Origin of the sequence: Paracoccus sp. TOH (assembly GCF_030388245.1) — a bacterium.
GTDB lineage: Bacteria > Pseudomonadota > Alphaproteobacteria > Rhodobacterales > Rhodobacteraceae > Paracoccus > Paracoccus simplex.
Genome location: NZ_CP098361.1, coordinates 851,480 through 868,694 on the forward strand (window position 1 = coordinate 851,480; position 17,215 = coordinate 868,694).

The 17,215-nt window shown below is 68.9% G+C and carries 19 protein-coding genes and 1 tRNA gene; 2 read left to right on the forward strand and 18 right to left on the reverse strand.

The window, feature by feature from the left end; translation table 11 throughout:
* Nucleotides 1-53 precede the first annotated feature (53 nt).
* Complete coding sequence (locus NBE95_RS14775; protein ID WP_289895002.1) at nt 54-650, reverse strand: DedA family protein; 597 nt, start codon at nt 648-650, stop codon at nt 54-56.
* Nucleotides 651-789: 139 nt separating this feature from the next.
* On the opposite strand from NBE95_RS14775, the gene NBE95_RS14780 reads away from it, so the two are divergent.
* Complete coding sequence (locus NBE95_RS14780; RefSeq protein WP_289895944.1) at nt 790-1,641, forward strand: neutral zinc metallopeptidase; 852 nt, start codon at nt 790-792, stop codon at nt 1,639-1,641.
* 125 nt (nt 1,642-1,766) lie between these two features.
* Here the strand turns inward: NBE95_RS14780 and NBE95_RS14785 are convergent, their stop codons facing one another.
* Nucleotides 1,767-1,955 (reverse strand): hypothetical protein, encoded by a 189-nt coding sequence (locus NBE95_RS14785; RefSeq protein ID WP_289895003.1) that lies wholly within the window; start codon nt 1,953-1,955, stop codon nt 1,767-1,769.
* Between the two features lie 52 nt (nt 1,956-2,007).
* Here NBE95_RS14785 and NBE95_RS14790 point away from each other — a divergent pair, with 52 nt between their 5' ends.
* Entirely contained in the window at nt 2,008-2,460 is a 453-nt protein-coding gene (locus tag NBE95_RS14790) for a type II toxin-antitoxin system RatA family toxin (RefSeq protein WP_019352157.1), read from the forward strand.
* On the opposite strand, the gene NBE95_RS14795 is transcribed toward NBE95_RS14790, so the two are convergent.
* From NBE95_RS14795 to NBE95_RS14870, 16 genes are all read right to left on the reverse strand, one after another.
* A complete protein-coding gene (locus NBE95_RS14795) occupies nt 2,448-3,053 on the reverse strand; it encodes a gamma-glutamyl kinase (RefSeq protein ID WP_289895004.1) in 606 nt (201 codons plus the stop codon). The two genes, NBE95_RS14790 and NBE95_RS14795, sit on opposite strands and share 13 nt — an antisense overlap.
* Nucleotides 3,054-3,142: 89 nt before the next feature.
* Complete coding sequence (gdhA, locus tag NBE95_RS14800; RefSeq protein ID WP_289895005.1) at nt 3,143-4,504, reverse strand: NADP-specific glutamate dehydrogenase; 1,362 nt, start codon at nt 4,502-4,504, stop codon at nt 3,143-3,145.
* A 267-nt stretch (nt 4,505-4,771) separates the two neighbouring features.
* Nucleotides 4,772-6,061 (reverse strand): crotonyl-CoA carboxylase/reductase, encoded by a 1,290-nt coding sequence (gene ccrA / locus NBE95_RS14805; RefSeq protein WP_289895006.1) that lies wholly within the window; start codon nt 6,059-6,061, stop codon nt 4,772-4,774.
* Nucleotides 6,062-6,726: 665 nt separating this feature from the next.
* Nucleotides 6,727-6,802, reverse strand: a tRNA-Phe gene (locus NBE95_RS14810).
* 76 nt (nt 6,803-6,878) lie between these two features.
* Complete coding sequence (gene yacG, locus NBE95_RS14815) at nt 6,879-7,028, reverse strand: DNA gyrase inhibitor YacG (RefSeq protein ID WP_289895007.1); 150 nt, start codon at nt 7,026-7,028, stop codon at nt 6,879-6,881.
* Nucleotides 7,025-8,086, reverse strand: a complete 1,062-nt coding sequence (locus tag NBE95_RS14820; protein ID WP_289895008.1) for a ribonuclease E/G — start codon at nt 8,084-8,086, stop codon at nt 7,025-7,027. Before NBE95_RS14820 ends, yacG begins: the two co-directional genes overlap by 4 nt.
* Complete coding sequence (locus NBE95_RS14825) at nt 8,083-8,709, reverse strand: nucleoside triphosphate pyrophosphatase (RefSeq protein ID WP_289895009.1); 627 nt, start codon at nt 8,707-8,709, stop codon at nt 8,083-8,085. Before NBE95_RS14825 ends, NBE95_RS14820 begins: the two co-directional genes overlap by 4 nt.
* A gap of 25 nt (nt 8,710-8,734) precedes the next feature.
* The gene (infA, locus tag NBE95_RS14830) at nt 8,735-8,953 is read right to left on the reverse strand and encodes a translation initiation factor IF-1 (RefSeq protein ID WP_010397442.1); all 219 of its coding nucleotides are present in this window, start codon (nt 8,951-8,953) and stop codon (nt 8,735-8,737) included.
* A 196-nt stretch (nt 8,954-9,149) separates the two neighbouring features.
* Nucleotides 9,150-10,349 (reverse strand): FliM/FliN family flagellar motor C-terminal domain-containing protein, encoded by a 1,200-nt coding sequence (locus NBE95_RS14835; protein WP_289895010.1) that lies wholly within the window; start codon nt 10,347-10,349, stop codon nt 9,150-9,152.
* Between the two features lie 59 nt (nt 10,350-10,408).
* A complete protein-coding gene (locus NBE95_RS14840) occupies nt 10,409-13,066 on the reverse strand; it encodes an ATP-binding protein (protein WP_289895011.1) in 2,658 nt (885 codons plus the stop codon).
* Entirely contained in the window at nt 13,056-13,301 is a 246-nt protein-coding gene (locus tag NBE95_RS14845; RefSeq protein WP_289895012.1) for a hypothetical protein, read from the reverse strand. The genes NBE95_RS14840 and NBE95_RS14845 overlap by 11 nt, the downstream gene beginning before the upstream one ends.
* Nucleotides 13,302-13,306: 5 nt before the next feature.
* The gene (locus NBE95_RS14850; protein WP_289895013.1) at nt 13,307-13,663 is read right to left on the reverse strand and encodes a response regulator; all 357 of its coding nucleotides are present in this window, start codon (nt 13,661-13,663) and stop codon (nt 13,307-13,309) included.
* A 58-nt stretch (nt 13,664-13,721) separates the two neighbouring features.
* A complete protein-coding gene (locus tag NBE95_RS14855; protein ID WP_289895014.1) occupies nt 13,722-15,014 on the reverse strand; it encodes a helix-turn-helix transcriptional regulator in 1,293 nt (430 codons plus the stop codon).
* A 3-nt stretch (nt 15,015-15,017) separates the two neighbouring features.
* On the reverse strand, nt 15,018-15,353 hold the full coding sequence (locus NBE95_RS14860) for a response regulator transcription factor (RefSeq protein ID WP_289895015.1): 336 nt from the start codon (nt 15,351-15,353) through the stop codon (nt 15,018-15,020).
* A 12-nt stretch (nt 15,354-15,365) separates the two neighbouring features.
* The gene (locus NBE95_RS14865) at nt 15,366-15,695 is read right to left on the reverse strand and encodes a response regulator transcription factor (protein WP_289895016.1); all 330 of its coding nucleotides are present in this window, start codon (nt 15,693-15,695) and stop codon (nt 15,366-15,368) included.
* Nucleotides 15,692-17,095, reverse strand: a complete 1,404-nt coding sequence (locus NBE95_RS14870; protein ID WP_289895017.1) for a LapD/MoxY N-terminal periplasmic domain-containing protein — start codon at nt 17,093-17,095, stop codon at nt 15,692-15,694. Before NBE95_RS14870 ends, NBE95_RS14865 begins: the two co-directional genes overlap by 4 nt.
* Nucleotides 17,096-17,215 lie beyond the last annotated feature (120 nt).

Here is a 17,215-nt window from a genome sequence, read left to right on the forward strand (position 1 = left end):
GGGCCTCCGGTTAGGGCCGCGTGCGGCGGCCGGCAAGTGCCAATCGCGTGAACTCAATGCGGCTTCCAGGTGACGACGCGGTAAAGATAGATCGCCACCACGGCGATCACCACCAGCTTGGACAGCGGATCGACCCAATCCGCGACCAGCGCGTAGTTTTCATGCAGCAGCAGCCCGGCGAAGGTCAGCACCCCGGTCCAGAGCGCGCTGCCGATCACGGTATAGAGCAGGAATTTCCACATCGGCATGCGCGCCAGTCCGGCGGGAACTGAGATCAGCGTGCGGATCGCCGGGATCATGCGGCCGAAGAAAACCGCCATGGCGCCGTGACGCTGGAACCAGTCATGCGCCGCGTCGATATCCGAGGGCGAGAGCGTCAGCAGCCGGCCATGGCGGGCGGCGAAGCGTTTCAGCCGCTCCTCGCCGAACCAGAGGCCGATGTAATACCACATCAGCGTGCCCAGCACCGAGCCCAGCGTGCCGACGAGAATGGTCATGGTCAGCGACAAGCGGCCGCTGCCGGCCAGGAAGCCGGCCAGCGGCATGATCACCTCGGACGGGATGGGCGGAAAGACGTTCTCGGCCACCATCAGCATCAGCACGCCGAGATAGCCCCAGCTTTCGATCGTCGAAACCACCCAGTCGAACATGCCTGCCCCCATCGTTTCGGCCCGTGCTGCGGGCTGGGACCGGAACTGTCAAGCCTCCGTCGGTGTTGCGCCGGGCCGGGCTTTGGATAAATCTGGCATGAGGGCCGGGCCGACGCGGTTGCCGGCGGGGGAGGTGGCGATGGAATGGCGGGGCAGACGCGGCAGCAGGAACGTCGAGGACCGGCGCGGCATCGGCCGGGCGGGTGCGGGCGGCATGGGGATCGTCGGCGTGCTGGTGGTGCTGGCGGTGGGCTATTTCTTCGGCATCGATATCTCGCCCCTGGTCGGGACCATCGACAATGGCGGCCAGCAGCAGGGCCAGCCGCGCGAGCTGACCCAGGAAGAGCAGGAGATCGGCCAGTTCGTCTCGGTGGTGCTGGCCGATACCGAGGAGGTCTGGGCCGGCGTCCTGCCCGAGCAGGCCGGGGTGGATTACGCCGATCCGACGCTGGTGATGTTTTCCGGCATCGACAGCTCGGCCTGCGGCACGGCGCAATCGGCCATGGGGCCGTTCTATTGCCCGAACGACCGCGCCGTCTATCTGGACACCGATTTCTTCCGCACCATGAGCGGGCGAATGGGCGCGGGCGGCGATTTCGCCTTTGCCTATGTCATCGCGCATGAGGTCGGGCACCATGTGCAGAACCTGCTGGGGATCCTGGGCCAGACCATGCAGGCCCGTCAGCAAAGCGACCAGGTGACGGCGAACCGCATCTCGGTGCTGACCGAGCTGCAGGCTGACTGCTTCGCCGGCGTCTGGGCTCGCCATGCCAGCCAGCAGTTCAACAGCATCGACGATGGCGACATCGACGAGGCGATCAATGCCGCCGCCGCGGTGGGTGACGACACGCTGATGGAAAAGGCCGGCCGTGCGCCGATGCCGGACGCCTTCACCCATGGCTCGGCCGCCGAGCGGCAGACCTGGTTCAAGCGCGGCTTTTCCTCGGGGCAGATGGGGCAATGCGACACGTTCAAGGCGGCCGGGATCTAGGCCGGCCGCGACGGCGCGGATGGCGCGGCCGCATGAGTGCGTGCGGAACGAAGCAGCCTGGCCGCTGCGCCTGATGGCGCGGTTGCGGGGGTATTTGGGAAACGGTGAAGGGGCGGCGGGCGGTCTTACGGGCGCTGCAGGTGCAGACCGCGCGGCCGGTCCATGGTCGCCCAGTCCGGCCAGAATCCGAAATGCTCGAGCCCGGCCAGCAGCAGACCCAGCGCGATCACCGCCAGCACCAGCTTGACGGTGCGGGCCTTCGGCGGGTTGCGGGCCCAGCGCGAAGCCCGGATCAGCCAGATGAGGTTGTTCATCGCCCCTTTCCTTTGCTAGTGCTGCCCGAAACGAACGGCCCCGGACGATTCCTTGCCCCAGCACAGCGACAGCCGCATCCTGCCCTATACCGCCGACCAGATGTATGCGTTGGTGGCGGATATTGAAAGCTATCCCCAGTTCCTGCCCTGGAACACCGCCGCCCGCATCCGTTCGCGCCGGCCCGGCGCTTCGGGCAGCGAGGTGGTCGAGGCGGACCTGGTCATCAGCTTCAAGGTCTTCCGCGAGCGCTTCGGCTCGCGCGTGACGCTGTGGCCCGAGACGAAGCGGATCGACACCGAATATCTCGACGGGCCGTTCAAGTATCTGCGCAGCGGCTGGAGCTTCGCCGACCTGCCGGAAGGCGGCTGCAGGGTCGAGTTCTTCGTGGATTTCGAGTTCCGAAACGCCATTCTGGGCAAGGTGATCGGCGTGGTGTTCGGCGAGGCCATGTCGCGCATCGTCCGCGCCTTCGAGGATCGGGCCCGCGCGCTTTACGGCGCCTGACGCGCCGCCTGCCAGATCGCGTATTCCGGCGCCAGTTCCGCGCGCAGCCGCGTCTCGGTCTCGGGCGCAAGGTCGGTCGCGGCCTGCGGCGAGACGTTGCGGCGCGGCAGGTCGACGGCGCTGCCCAGCCGTTCCGACAGGAAGGCGACCAGCGCCGGCATCGCCTCGTAGCGGAAGACATGGTCGACGGCGATGCCGCCCGCGTTGTCGGTCAGGAATTCCGACTGTCGGCCCAGCCGGGCATAATCGGGCCGGTCGCCGGGGCGCAGGTAGTCCCGGACGAAGGTTTCGAAGCTGACATGGGCGGTGCTGTTGGCATGGCCGATCAGGCGATCGCGGGCGCGGAAGCGATACCAGCTGCGCAGCCAGTCCAGCGGCTCGCGCACCACCGCCACGGTCTGGAACTCCGGCCCGCCCAGCGGGGACAGCAGCGGCCGGATGCGGTTGAGATACTGCCGCAGGTTCAGGTGCTTGATCTCGGCCCGCGCGCGAAAGGCGATCTCGGCCTGCGGCGAAAGCGCTTCTTCCAGCGCGGTGGTGCCGGTCTTGGGAACCGACAGCAGCACGATGCGGGGCTTGACGAAGATCAGCATGCAGGACGACCCGTGAAAACCATCCCCGCGCCTTAGCGGTCCGGTTCGGGACTGGCAAGGCGGGCCGGGATCGCCGGCCCGCGCAGGGCTCAGATCACGCCGAAGGCGCGCATCGGCTCGGCGACGCGGATGAAGCCGGCGATATTGGCGCCGATCACGTAATCGCCGGGGGCGCCGAATTCCTCGGCGGTGCTGTAGCAGCTGTCATGGATGTCGCGCATGATCTCGGCCAGCTTCGCCTCGGTCTTCTCGAAGGACCAGCGGTCGCGCGAGGCGTTCTGCTGCATCTCCAGCGCCGAGGTGGCGACGCCGCCGGCATTCGCCGCCTTGCCGGGGCCGAACTTGACGCCGGCCTGCTGGAAGGCGCGGATCGCCTCGGGCGTGCAGGGCATGTTCGCGCCCTCGCCGACTGCCGTCACGCCGTTCGCCACCAGCTTCTTGGCATCCTTGCCGGTCAGCTCGTTCTGGGTGGCCGAGGGCATGGCGACGTCGCAGGCCACGTCCCAGATCGAGCCTTCGCCGGACTTCACGAAATAGGCGCCGTTGCCCTCGCCCTTCATCCGCAGGTATTGCGAGATGCGGCCGCGCCGCACCTCCTTGATTTCCTTGAGGAGATCAAGGTCGATGCCGCCCTCGTCCACGACATAGCCCGAGCTGTCCGAGCAGGCCAGCACCTTGCCGCCGAATTCCTGCACCTTCTCGATGGTGTAGACGGCGACATTGCCCGAGCCCGAGACGACGACGCGCTTGCCGTCGAAATCGCTGCCGCCGGTCTGCAGCATGGCCTGGGTGAAATAGGTGTTGCCGTAGCCGGTCGCCTCTTTCCGGGCCAGCGAGCCGCCATAGAACAGCCCCTTGCCGGTCAGCACGCCGGCCTCGTAGCGGTTGGTCAGGCGCTTGTACTGGCCGAACATGTAACCGATCTCGCGCGCGCCGACGCCGATATCGCCCGCCGGCACGTCGGTATATTCGCCCAGATGGCGGTAAAGCTCTGTCATGAAGCTTTGGCAGAAGCGCATGATCTCGCCGTCCGAGCGCCCCTTGGGATCGAAGTCCGAGCCGCCCTTGCCGCCGCCGATGGGCAGGCCGGTCAGCGCGTTCTTGAAGATCTGCTCGAAGCCGAGGAACTTGATGATCCCGACATTCACCGAAGGGTGGAAGCGCAGCCCACCCTTGTAAGGGCCCATGGCCGAGGAGAACTGCACCCGGAAGCCGCGATTGATCTGCACCCGGCCCTTGTCATCGGTCCACGGCACGCGGAAGATGATCTGGCGCTCGGGCTCGCAGATGCGCTCGATCAGCGCGTCTTCGAGATAGTCCGGGCGCTTGGCGACCACCCGGCCCAGGCTTTCCAGCACTTCGCGGACGGCCTGATGAAACTCGGGCTCGCCGGCGTTGCGGCGGACCACTTCCTCATAGATGGGGGCCAGCTTGTCATCGATCTGCGGCATGTCGCGGAATCCTTCCCTTGGGGTCGGAGGGCTCCTTAGCCCAAGGTTCAGGCATTTTGAATGGGGTCAGGGTAATATTTGGGCAAAATGCCGATGTTTTCGGCGGAATGCTTTGCTGGCGCTGCCGGAAATCCAAGAACATCAAGTGCTAAGGCAATTTTATTCTGCCTGTTGACAGAGCAGCAGGCTTTTCCGGCCTTTGCGCAGACGAAAGGACCGCCCGACGCCTCCTCGCGCCGGGCGGCCCATATGCGCCGGGGGCCGGGGTCAGCGGCGCCCCGTCTCCAGCGCGTCCTCAAAGGTGCGCAGGCCGGTGACCGGCGACTGCACCAGCACCGCCATGTTGCCGGGCTTGTGCTGGTTGCGCAGCATTTTCAGATGCGCCTGCGGGATCTCCGCCCAGGGGAAGACCTCGGACATGCAAGGGTCGATGCGGCGTTCCAGCATCAGCTTGTTCGCGGCGCTCGCCTGCTTCAGATGCGCGAAATGGCTGCCTTGCAGGCGCTTCTGGTGCATCCACATGTAGCGCACGTCGAAGGTGCAGTTGAAGCCCGAGGTGCCGGCGCAGATCACCACCATGCCGCCCTTCTTGCAGACCAGGGTCGAGACCGGGAAGGTCGCCTCGCCGGGATGCTCGAAGACGATATCCACGTTGTTGCCCTTGCCGGTGATGTCCCAGATCGCCTTGCCGAACTTGCGCGCCTCGGCGAACCACTCCTTGTATTCGGGGGTGTTCACCGTGGGCAGCTGCCCCCAGCACTTGAAGTCCTTGCGGTTGATCACGCCCTTGGCGCCCAGCGACATGACGAATTCGCGCTTGTCCTCGTCGCTGATGACGCCGATGGCGTTCGCGCCCGCCGCGTTGATCAGCTGGATGGCGAAGCTGCCCAAGCCGCCCGAGGCGCCCCAGACCAGCACGTTCATGCCCGGCTTCAGTTCATGCGGCTCGTGCCCGAACAGCATGCGATAGGCGGTGGCCAGCGTCAGCGTGTAGCAGGCCGATTCCTCCCAGGTCAGGTGGCGCGGCCGCTTCATCAGCTGCTGGGCCTGCACCCGGGTGAACTGGGCGAAGCTGCCATCCGGCGTTTCGTAGCCCCAGATGCGCTGGCTGGGCGAATACATCGGGTCGCCGCCGTTGCATTCCTCGTCGTTGCCGTCGTCCTGGTTGCAATGGATGACGACCTCATCCCCGACCTTCCAGTTCTTGACCTTGTCGCCCACCGCCCAGACGATGCCCGAGGCGTCGGAGCCCGCGATGTGATAAGGGGCGCCGTGGCCGTCGAAGGGGCTGATCGGCACGCCGAGGCCGGCCCAGATGCCGTTGTAGTTGACGCCGGCCGCCATCACCAGCACCAGCACCTCGTTGCTGTCGATCGGCGGGGTCTCGACCACCTCGATCTGCATGGCCTTGTCGGGTTCGCCATGGCGTTCGCGGCGGATGGCCCAAGCGTACATCTGCTTGGGCACATAGCCCAGGGGCGGCATCTCGCCGATCTCGTAAAGGTCCTTTTCCGGTGCGTCATAGGGCGCGATCGGGGTCGGTTGGTCCAGGGCCATCTCAGAGTCCTTTCTTGCCGCTTCCTTGAACCGAGGCCTCCGCCGCGGCGCAGAATCAGCGCGGGTTGTGTGGCTGGTTTTACGAATCTACACGCAATAATGCAACATCCATTGAGCAGAAATTGTAATTTTCTGTCGCCTCTATTTCCGTCGTGCCGCGATGCGGCAGGGCTCGTGCCAGGCCGCCAAGCCAGCTGACCCGCCGGAAAATCGGCTAGGTGGGCATTGACAGGCTGCGGAAAAAAACCGGCCCGATGGGCCCTGATGCGGCCGGACGGTGCACTCCACCCGGACCGGCCAGCGCCGACAGCATAGCCCGCCAGCCGCGATTCGAAGCTCTCGGTGAATTGGCCGGCTGACCTCGGGTCCAAACCCAGCAACCCGGGGTCGATGACAGCCCTGGCCGGATCGTCCTGGTCGGGCGGCTTCATGCCGGCTGCGACAAGGCTGTGACCTCCAGTCCGTGCTGGTCTGCGGCGGAGACATCGCAGCCGAAACCGCTACTGACAGCCACGCCGAAATTTTCGTGCCGAAGCTCGTGCGATGTTCTGCCAAAGCTGGCCCGCGACAGCGCCGGGGCACGGCAACATCTTCGATCAATGCGACCGAAAGTGCCTGGGCCTAGCTGGTAAACAGCAAGGAAAACAGTGAATAATGCTGATAAATGGTGCCCGGAGACGGATTTGAACCGCCGACACGCGGATTTTCAATCCGCTGCTCTACCAACTGAGCTATCCGGGCTCCGCAGCGTCTCGCTTTGGAATGGCGCGTTGTTATGGCAGCCGAAGCCGGCTGTCCAGAGCCAAAAGTGAAAATTTCACTCCTCCTCGCCGTCGCGCGGAACCGGTTCGCCCGGGATGCGGTAATCGCCGCGGAACCACCGCGCCAGGTCGACATCGGCGCAGCGCCGGGAACAGAAGGGACGGTAGCGGTCAGAGGCGGGCTTGCCGCAGATGGGGCATTTCATCGGTCCTGCTCCGGCTCGGCCAGCCGCGACAGCGCAATGCGGTCGCGCTTGCGGCTGATCTCGTAAAGACCCATGGCAGTCCAGCCGATCAACACGGTTTCGGCGGTCTCTGTGCGGAAGGCGGCGCGCAGCACCTGTTCGAGCGTGCCGCGGTCGCGCTTGGGCATCGGCGCGAAATCCACCACGATCTGGCCGCCGAGCCCGCGCAGACGCAGCTGCCGCGGCAGATCGCGCGCCAGGGCGATGTTGGCCTTCAGTCCGGCGGCAGGCGAATGGTCGCTGCCGGTATTCACGTCGATGGCGACCAGCGCCCGCAGAGCCTCGATCTCGGCCCAGGCGCCGCCGCCCAGCTCAACGCGCGGTCCAAGCAATCGGTGCGCCGCCGCCTCGGCGCCGCTCATCTCGAAGGCATCGGGGTGATCCTCGATCGCGTCGGGTGGCGGATCGGCCCAGTCCTGCCAGGCCTGTTCGGCCGGTTCCGGCGCGTCGAGCAGCAGTTCCGGCAGGCCTTCCTGATCGGCGAGAACGGCGCCGGCCAGGTCCAGAAGCTGACGCAGCTCTGTCATGACCTCGGCTTCCGCAGCGGAGGCCGAGACGCTGCGGAAAACGATGCCGGGCGGTTCGGCCTGGCCCTCCAGGGCGCTTTCGCCCAGCTGGACGAGCGTGTCGCGCAGCGCGGCGTCGCGGATGCGGCGCGAGACGTTCACCCCCTGGATGCCGGGCGTGACGATCACATGCCGACCGCGGAAATTCAGTCTGGCCGAGACCGGAATCGCCTTGCCGTCCTCGGCGCAGCCGCTGATCTGGATCAGCAACGATTGTCCCTCGCGCAGGCCGGAGCGGTCGCGCAGGAAACCGCGCGCGCCCTCGGGCAGGCGCAGGAACACGCCGCCCTGGCCCTTCACGAGGCGGTCGACCTTGGCCCGGCAGATGGCGCCGGGGGCCAGCGGCGTGACGCCGGCCGGATCGACGATCAGATCCTCGAGCTGGCCATCTTGCATCAGCGCGGCGGCGTCGCGGCCGAAAAGCCGGCCCAGAACGATTTGTCGGCCCTTCATTCCACCCGTTCCCGAATTCCGATGGCGGCAAGCATGGTCGCGGTCTCGGCCAGAGGCAGGCCGACGACGGCGCTGTATGATCCCTGCATCCAGGTCACGAAGGCCGAGGCGCGGCCTTGGATCGCATAGCCGCCGGCCTTGCCCTGCCACTCTGCCGAAGCCAGATAGCGGTCGATCTGCGCCGGCGAGAGCGGGCGGAAGCGGATGGTCGTCTCGACCAGGCGCTCGCGCAAGCGGCCCTGATGAGCCAGCGCCACCATGGTCAGGACGCGATGCCGCCGTCCCGAAAGCAGGTCCAGAAAATGCCGGGCTTCTGCCGCGTCCGCCGGTTTGCCCAGGATCCGGCGGCCGGCGACGACCGCGGTGTCGGCGCAGAGGACGGCACCATCCGTGCAGCCGAGCAGGGCGGCGGTCTTTTCGCGCGCGATGCGGCGGACATAGTCGCGTGGCTTTTCGTCCCGATGCGGGGTCTCGTCGATCTCGGCCGGCAGGACGCGGTCGGGGACGATGCCGATCTGGGCCAGCAATTCCAGGCGACGGGGGCTTGCTGAGCCGAGCACCAGTTCCGGTCGGCCGTCGAGCCGCGCCGCAGGCGCATCCGCTGCCGAAACCGCCGTCGTCATGCCGGGGACAACAGCGTCCGCGGGCTTACTTGAAGCGGTAATTGATCCGCCCCTTCGTCAGGTCGTAGGTGTTCATTTCCACCTGAACCTTGTCGCCGGCAAGGACCCGGATGCGGTTCTTGCGCATCTTTCCTGCCATATGTGCGATGATCTCATGGCCGTTCTCTAGCTCGACCCGGAATGTCGCATTGGGCAGGAGTTCCTTCACGACGCCGGGAAATTCGAGCATTTCTTCCTTGGCCATGTCTTCTCCTGTGGGGGTGACCCGCGCCTTGGCGGGCGCAAGCTACATGCGTCCAGACGGCACATTTTTCAAGGGGAATCTGGACCGGGGGTGGCAGGGGATGCCGCTCCACGGCTCGAAATCGGGAAAAGTCGCGTAAAAGCTGCATGACCGGAGCATGTCCCGCCGAAGCATGGCCTTTGCCGCGGCGGTTGTCTTAGCCGGTCGCGCGGAACGGCGGCGCGGCCGGGTCCGGCCCGTCCGGGCGGAAGGCGTCGGGATCGTCGCGGTCCGAGAGGGGCGGTTCGGGCGGGGTCGCCATGCGCTGCGTCGCCGCGGCTGCCGGCTGACCCGGAAGCGCAAGGCCGTCCGTTTCCCAGGCGGCTTGGCGGATTTCCGGCGCATGTGCCGCTTCCCGGGCCAGATCCCGCAGCCGGATGGCGTGGAAACCGTCCGCCTCGCCCAGGCGGCCGCGGGCCAGAAGCTGGCCGAGCGGGGTTTCGATCCGCGCTTCGTCCAGCACGTTCTGCGGCAGCGGAATCAGCGAGCCCGGCCCGAGATTGCGCAACTGTTGCAGGCTGATCTTGCGGCGGCACAGAATCCCGGCCAGCCGGATCGGCGTGTCCCGCACGATTCCGGCCAGCGAGGCCGGGGCGGCGGGGGGCGGGGCCGATGCCGGCAGGGTCGCCTCGGCCCCTTTGGCGCTGTCGGCACGAGGCAACCCGGGCCCCGTCTCGGCCGGAAGCGCGATCATCAGCACCGCGTCGCGCTGACCGCCCGCGCCGATGCGAAAGCGCAGGGTCAGACGGGACATCGGGGCGTCTTCGAGCATCAGAGTCAGCGGCCGGGGATCGTCCATATAGGTGGCATAGCGGAAGGTGCCGAAATCCGGCACCCCCTCGCCCCCGCTGACACATTCCCGCGCCAGTTCGGCCAGCAGCGCATTGACGAAATCCGCCGCCAGGGTCGCGTCGGTGCGGGTGGGCTTGCGTGGTTGCGCCGGGCGCGCGGTGACCCGGCCGATGGCCTGCATCTCGATCAGCGAGGTCAGCAAGGCGGGGCAGATCGCCACCACGCCGATCGCGTCCCGCCGGCCCTCGACAATGGCAAGCAATGCGCGTTCGGGCAGGAATTCCGGCAGTTCCGGCAAGGTCATGCCCGCCAGTTCGACATGTTCCACGAAAACCGGCAGCCGGGCCTGCTTTTCGGCGGCGCGGCCAAGCGCGGTGGCCACCGCGCGTTCGATGCGGAATTCCGGCGTGACCCGACTGCCGGCGGTATCCGGCAGCACCCGCGCCCTTTCCCTGGCGGCGATCCAGCGGCGCAGGACCGAAGCCGGGGCCGCGGCGGCGATGGTGCCCGGTTCCGTCCCGCCGATATCGGTGCGGGCCGCCCGTGCCGTTGCTGCGTTATCCATACCAGACCGAATCAATACCTTCTCTGGGGCAGCATGGCATGGACTGGTTGCGAAAAGATTTAACCCCGGGCATTTTCGGCAATATCCGCCCGACGGCGGGGCCGTGGCGGCAGCGCGATGCGGAAGCAGGCGCCGCCCTGGCCGGGCAGATAGGCGATGGAGCCGTCCAGGAACTCCATGATTTCCTTGCAGATCGCCAGACCCAGCCCGGCGCCGCCGGCCCGGGCCGGATCGTTCAGCCGGGCGAATTTCTCGAAGATCAGCGCCCGGTTTTCCGCGCCGATGCCCGAGCCGTTGTCGCCGATGTCGATCTCGGTTCCGCCCTCGGGCGTGCGGCGGGTTTCGATGCGGATCACCGGCGTCTCGGAATCGCAATACTTGCGGGCATTGGCGATCACGTTGATCAGCACCTGCAACAGCCGGTCGGGATCGGTGATCACCGGCAGGTGCTCGGCGATGGCATTGCGGCGAATCGCGAAATCCCGCCCACCGGCGCTGGCGCCGGCCGAGACGAGCGCCCGTTCGATCAGGTCGTGCAGGTTGAAGACCTCGGGCTTGAGCCGCGCCTTGCCGGCCTCGAGCACCGAGATGTCGAGCAAATCGTCCAGCAGCCGGGTCATGCGGCCGGCCTCGTCATGGATGATGCCGGCGAAGCGGGCGCGATCCTCGGCGGGCAGGTCGGGCTCCATCAGGATCTCGGAAAAGGCCCGGATCGAGGTCATGGGGGTGCGCAGCTCATGACTGATCTGGCCCAGGAAGGCGTCCTTCTGCGCCGAGAGCGCGGTCAGTTTCTCGTTGCTTTCCTGCAGCATGGCCGCGGTCCGGGCCAGCTCGGCCGAGGTGCTTTCAAGCCTCCGGTTGTCCTCGCGGGCGCGGCTGGCCTCGCCCGCCACCGCCATCAGGTCGGCGACCGTGACCCCGCCGCGCCCGCCGACCCGGGTCATCAGCGCCGAGGCGGTGGCCGCCCCGACGGTGCCGGCCAGCCGGCGCTCGAAATCCGCCAGCAGGCGCGGGGTCAGATCGGGCAGATAGCCGGTCTTGCCCTGGTCGTCGGCGGCCCGGCGGAACATCTCCAGCGCGGTTTCGCCGCCCCAGATGCGGCCGGCCAGCGTCAGCAGCGCCTCGGCCTGCACCGCCGGAGCGGCCTTTTTCGGCGCGGCATCGGGGGCGATGGCATGGACGAAGGACAGGGCCTGCATCCGTTCGGTCGGGTCGGGGAAATCCAGCAGCGAGACCAGGATCAGCATCAGCAGGTTGACCGACAGGGCCAGCAGCACCGCGCCGGCGAAGGGGTCGATGTCGGCCGGCAGGGCCGGCTGCGAAACCAGGCCCAGCGAGGGCAGGAAGATCATCCCGCTCCAGATCCCGGCGCCGGCGAGGATGCCGGCGATGGCGCCGCGGCGGGTGGCGCCGCGCCAGAGCAGCCCGGCGATCATTGCCGGCAGCACCTGCGCCATGCCGGAAAAGGCCACGGTTCCCATCGCCGCCAGCGCCGAGGTGCCGCCCGACATGTGGTGATAGAACCAACCGGCGCCGATCACCGCGACGATGGCCAGGCGGCGGGCGTTCAGCATCAGCGCGCCCAGATCCTCGGGCGCCTGGGCCGGCTCGGACAGCGCCGCCTGGCGCAGCCACAGCCACAGCGGCACCAGCCAGTGGTTGGCCATCATCGTCGAAAGCGCGATGGCGCTGACCACGACCATGGACATGGCCGAGGAAAAGCCGCCCAGGAACACCAGCGTCGCCAGCGCCTCGCGGCCCTGCGACAAAGGCAGGGCCAGGACGTAAAGATCGGGATTCGAGCCCTTGGGCAGCATATCCGCCCCCACCACGGCGATGGGCAGGACCAGGAAGGACATGGCGGCCAGATAGGCCGGAAAGGCCCAGCCGGCCTGGCGCAGGCGGTCCTCGTCGCTGGCCTCGACCACCAGGACGTGGAACATGCGCGGCAGCACCATCACCGCCGCCCCTGACAGCATGATCAGCGCGAACCAGCGCTCGGGGCGGATCAGCCAGCCCTCGCCCCCGGCCGAGATCGCCATGCGGTCGATGCGGGCCAGCACGTCGCCGGGCCCGTCGGCGATGCCCCAAAGCACATAGCCGCCGACGGCGACGAAGGCGGCAAGTTTGACCACCGCCTCGACCGCGATGGCCATGACGACGCCATGGTGCCGCTCGTCGGCGGCGAGGTTGCGGGTGCCGAACAGGATGGCGAAGGCCGCAAGCCCCACCGCCACCCAAAGCGCGACGTTGCGAGGCAGGGCGTGCTGGTCGCTGGCGAAGGCCGAAAGCGCCATCGAGACCGACTGCAATTGCAGTGCGATATAGGGTGTCGCCGCCACCACGCCGATCAGCGTGACCAGCGCCGCCAGACCGGCGGATTTGCCGAAGCGGCTGGAGATCAGGTCGGCGATCGAGGTGACGCGATGCAGCCGGGCGACGCGCACCAGCCGCCGCAATCCCCACCAGGCGCCAGCGAAGACGATGCCGGGGCCCAGATAGATGGTCAGGAATTCCAGCCCCGAGCGGGTGGCGTAGCCGACCGCGCCGTAGAAGGTCCAGGCCGAGCAATAGACCGACAGCGACAGCGTGTAGATCGCCGGCCGGTCCATCCAGCGCCAGCGGCCGGCCGCGGCGGCGCGGTCGGCGGCATGGGCCAGCAGGAACATCAGCGCGACATAGGCGACCGATGCGGCGCCCAGCGTTTCAGGCGTCATCCTCGTCCTCCGCCCCCGCGCGGCCGAGCGCGCGATGCAGCGCGGCGGTGACGGCGATGGTCAGTGCCCAGCTGACGGCCAGCCAGACCGCGCCGCGGGCATAGCTGAAATGATGCGGCAGCCAAATCGGCGGCAGCACCGCCAGAAGCGCGAACAGCACCGGCACCACCCGCGTCGCATCGGCCAGGCGCCGCCGGCGATAGGCGTCCCGGCCCAGGAACAGGCGTCGCGCCATCAGCCTCATGCGGCGTCCAGCAATTCGCGCACCACGGCGCGCAGGTCGTCATTGGCGAAGGGCTTGGGCAGGGTGCGGTCGGCGCCTTCGGGCAGGTTGGCCTGGCCGCGCGCGCTGAGCAGCAGCACCGGCAGCCTCCGCAGTTGCGGATCGCCGCGCAGCTCGGCCAGGATCTCGGCGCCGCTGCGGCCGGGCAGCATCAGGTCCAGGATCACCAGCCGTGGCGCCAGCGCCCGGATGCGCTGGACGGCGCCGCAGCCCTCGGGCCATTGCTCGCAGCGCCAGCCCTCGCGCGACAGGATGAAGCGGACCGCCTCGGCGATGCTGGGCTCGTCCTCGATCAGCAGCACGTCGACGGTCACCGGCGGCACTCCCTGGGCTTTTCGCGGATGATGGCGGCAGGCGGATCGGTTGTCAAAATCAGACCGGCCCCAGGATCGAAGGTTCATGGCGCGCGGCGCAGCCGGGGCGGGGGCAGATGCGGCAGGCGGGGCCGACACCCAGCGGCGGGCGGCTGTCCTGCGGGCCGGCCGGGCGGATCAGCATCTGCGCCCGGCTCAGCGCCGGCCCGCCGAAGCCCATGGGCAGCAGCCGCTCGGCCACCGCCCAGGAGGCGAAGCGCAGCCCGCCGCTGGTTGCAAGCAGCCGCGCCACCGGCAGTTGCGGCTGGGCCAGCGCCTCGAACAGCGGCCAGAGCGCGCAGCCCTCGCCGGGCCGCGGCAGCTCGAAGCCCGGCGCGGCGTGGCGAAACGACGTGGCGCCGGAACCGTCGCAGACGATCAGCCCGGCCTGCGCCCAGGGGCCGGGGCGCAGCATGCCCAGCCGGCGCAGCACCAGGTCCAGCGGCCGGCCCAGCCGGGCCGCGATCTCCGCCGGGTCGTCGCCGCGCGCCCCCGCCTCGGCCACCGCCGAGGACAGCGCGGCATCGGGCAACGCCGCCCGGTCGCGGGCCTGCATCGCCAGCACCTCGCGCGCCATGGCCTTGGCCGCGTCCGAGGCCAGCTCGTCGGCCTCGGCCGGCTCGGGCTGGCCGGCGGCGATCCAGGCCTCGACCTCCTCCTGCGGCGACATGGGCACCGCCTCGTCCTCGAAACTGTCCAGATAGGCCACCAGCGATTGCGCGGTGCGCGACAGGCGCTGGCTGTCGCTATCCAGGTTGGCATGGAAACGGTCGCGCCATTCCGGCTCGATTTCGGGCGTCTCGGCCAGGATCGAGGCGGTCGAGCGCAGCGCCGTCACCGCCGATTGAACCTCGTGCAACGTCGTCACCAGATAGGGATCGCGGGTCATGCGGTCGGACAGCGCGACCAGCCGCCGTTCCAGCGCGTCGGCGCGCCGCGTCGCCCCGGCCAGCACCGAGGCCCAGCCGGGAAACCGCGCGGCGAATTCCGCGATCTGGTCCAGCTCGACCGCGATACCGGACTGGTCCGAGGCCCGCGCCGCCGCCTCGCGCAGGGCGCTGACCAGCGTTTCCTCGCGATCCGAGGCGAGTTCGGTCGCGTCGATCTCCAGCGCCTCGGCCAGCCGGGTCAGCAGCGCATCGCCGACCGGCCGGCGGTTGTGCTCGATCAGGTTCAGATAGGCGGCCGAGATCTCGGCCCGCCGCGCCACCTCGGTCTGGCGCCGGCCCAGCGACAGCCGGCGCTCGCGGATGCGGGTGCCGATCAGCGGCCGTGCAGCGGGCGAGCGGTGGGATGAGGGCGAGCGGGCCATGGCTCAGATCCCGTCGCGTTCTTCGTCCAGATGGCGCACCGCCTTGACCACCAGGTCGCCAAGGCTTTGCGCGCCCAGCTTGTCCTTGAGCGTCTGGCTGACGTTGGAGACGGTCTTGTAGCTGATGCCGGCGCGCTCGGCGATCTCGCGATAGGACAGTCCTTCGGCGATCGAGCGCAGGATGTCGGTCTCGCGCGGGGTCAGGCGCGGGCGGGCCGGCGCTGCCCCCGGTCGTTCCATCAGCGCGATCTTGCGCGCCAGATCGGCCGGCACGTAATCGCCGCCCGCGGCGACCTGCCGCAGTGCCTCGCAGATCTCGGCCGAGGGCGAATCCTTCATGATGATGCCGTTTCAGCCTGCCTGCAGCGCCCGGCGCGCAACGATGGGGCTGCGATGCATGGTGAAGACCAGGATCGGCAGCATGGCGCCGGCCGCGCGCAGCCGTTCGATCAGCCGCAGGCCGGCATGCCGCGCCTCGCCCATGGTCAGGTCCACGACGATCACGTCCGGCGCCTCGCGCCGCCAGGCCCGCCAGCCCTGCGAGGGCGTGGCCGCGGCGACGACCTGGCAATCCAGCCGGCCGCGGGTGATCCACTCCCAACCCTCGGCCACCACCGGATGGTCGTCGACGATCAGCACGCGCAGCGCGGTGGCGGGAACGGAGGTGGCGGTTGCGGTCATCGGGCTGGTCCTTGGTCTGGCGGGCGGGGCAGGTGGAATTCGGTCAGGGTCCATGGCCCCTCGCGGCGCGGCGGCAGGTATCGGCCGCCAAGCGCGCTGGCCCGGTCGCGCATGCCGGACTGGCCCAGCCCGCGGCGTCCTGCTGGCATGGGCCCGCTGCCGTCGTCGCTGACCGAGGCGACCAGCGCGCCCTCGCGCTGCGTCAGCCCGACGCGGATGGTTTGCGGCGCGGCATGGCGGAGGGCGTTGAGCACGCTTTCGCGGACGAAACGGTAAAGCGCGATCTGCCCCGCCTCGTCCGGCTCGGCCAGGCCGGGGGCGGCGTCGAGCGTGATCCCGACCTGCGGGGCGATATCGGAAAATTCGATCAGCAGTTCCTGCAGCATCTCGGCCAGGTCCGCATCCTCGGTGGGGGTCAGGCGCAGGTCGTCGATGGCGGCGCGGGCGCTTTGCCGGATCGCCTCGGCATGGCGCGAGACGGCGGCGAGGGCGGCAGACAGTGCCGGGTCGGTCTGGCTCCGCGCCCGGTCCTCGGCCTGGCCCACGGCAGCCTGCAAGGCGAAAAGCTGCGGCCCGATGCCGTCGTGCAGGTCGCTGGCGATGCGGGCGCGCTCGGCCTCGGCCAGCGTCATCATCCGGGCCTGCAGGCGCCGGTTCTCGGCGCGCTGGGCCGCCAGATGCGCAGCCAGCGCGTTCACCCCGTCGCTGAGCGCCGCCAGCTCGGTCAGCCCGGTCTGCGGCGCGGGATGGTCCAGATCGCCGGTGCGCATCCGCTCCAGCGCCGCGCCCAGCAGCCCCAGCCGGCGCAGCACCAGGCCGGTGATCGCCATGGTGACGCCGATGGCCGTCAGCGCGGTCGCCGCCAGCAGCGGCAGGATGCGGCGGAAATCGGTCCAGGCCTCGGCGATCTCGTCCCGGGGATCGGCGCGGATCTCCAGCACGCCCAGCACATTGGGATATTGCGCGATCGGGATCAGGTCGCTGAGCGGTTCCGGCCGGATCAGCGCCGTGAACCAGCCCGGCGCGCTGTCGGGCAGCGGTTGCGGCGGCAGGCGCAGCGGCACCGGCCGGCCGGCCGCGTCGCGCAGTTCGGCCGAGACATGGCGCTGTGTTTCGATGTCGGCGGCGATGCTGGCCGCCTCGGCCATCATGTCGCGCCGCGCGAAAGAGGTCGGCAACCGCAGCGTGGCGAAGGCATTGGCAAGCTGGAAGGCCGCCCGCGTCTCGTGCCGCACCGAATCGCGGGCGTTGAGCACCAGGACCGAGGCGACGATGGCGACCATCGCCAGCCAGGCCAGCGCCGAGCCGCCAAGCGCCAGCAGCCGCAGCGCCACGCCATGCGGCCGCGCCCGCATCTCGGGTGCCTGCCGCCCGGTCGCGATATGGCCCGTTGCGTCCATCTCCCTCCCCGCCGCGAACGCGGCCTCCTCGGGCGAAAGACTAGGCCGGGGATGGGCGCCGGGCAAGCCGGCTGCGTGGATGAGGGGGCGGCGCAAGGATCCGGGACCGAAGCGGCGATG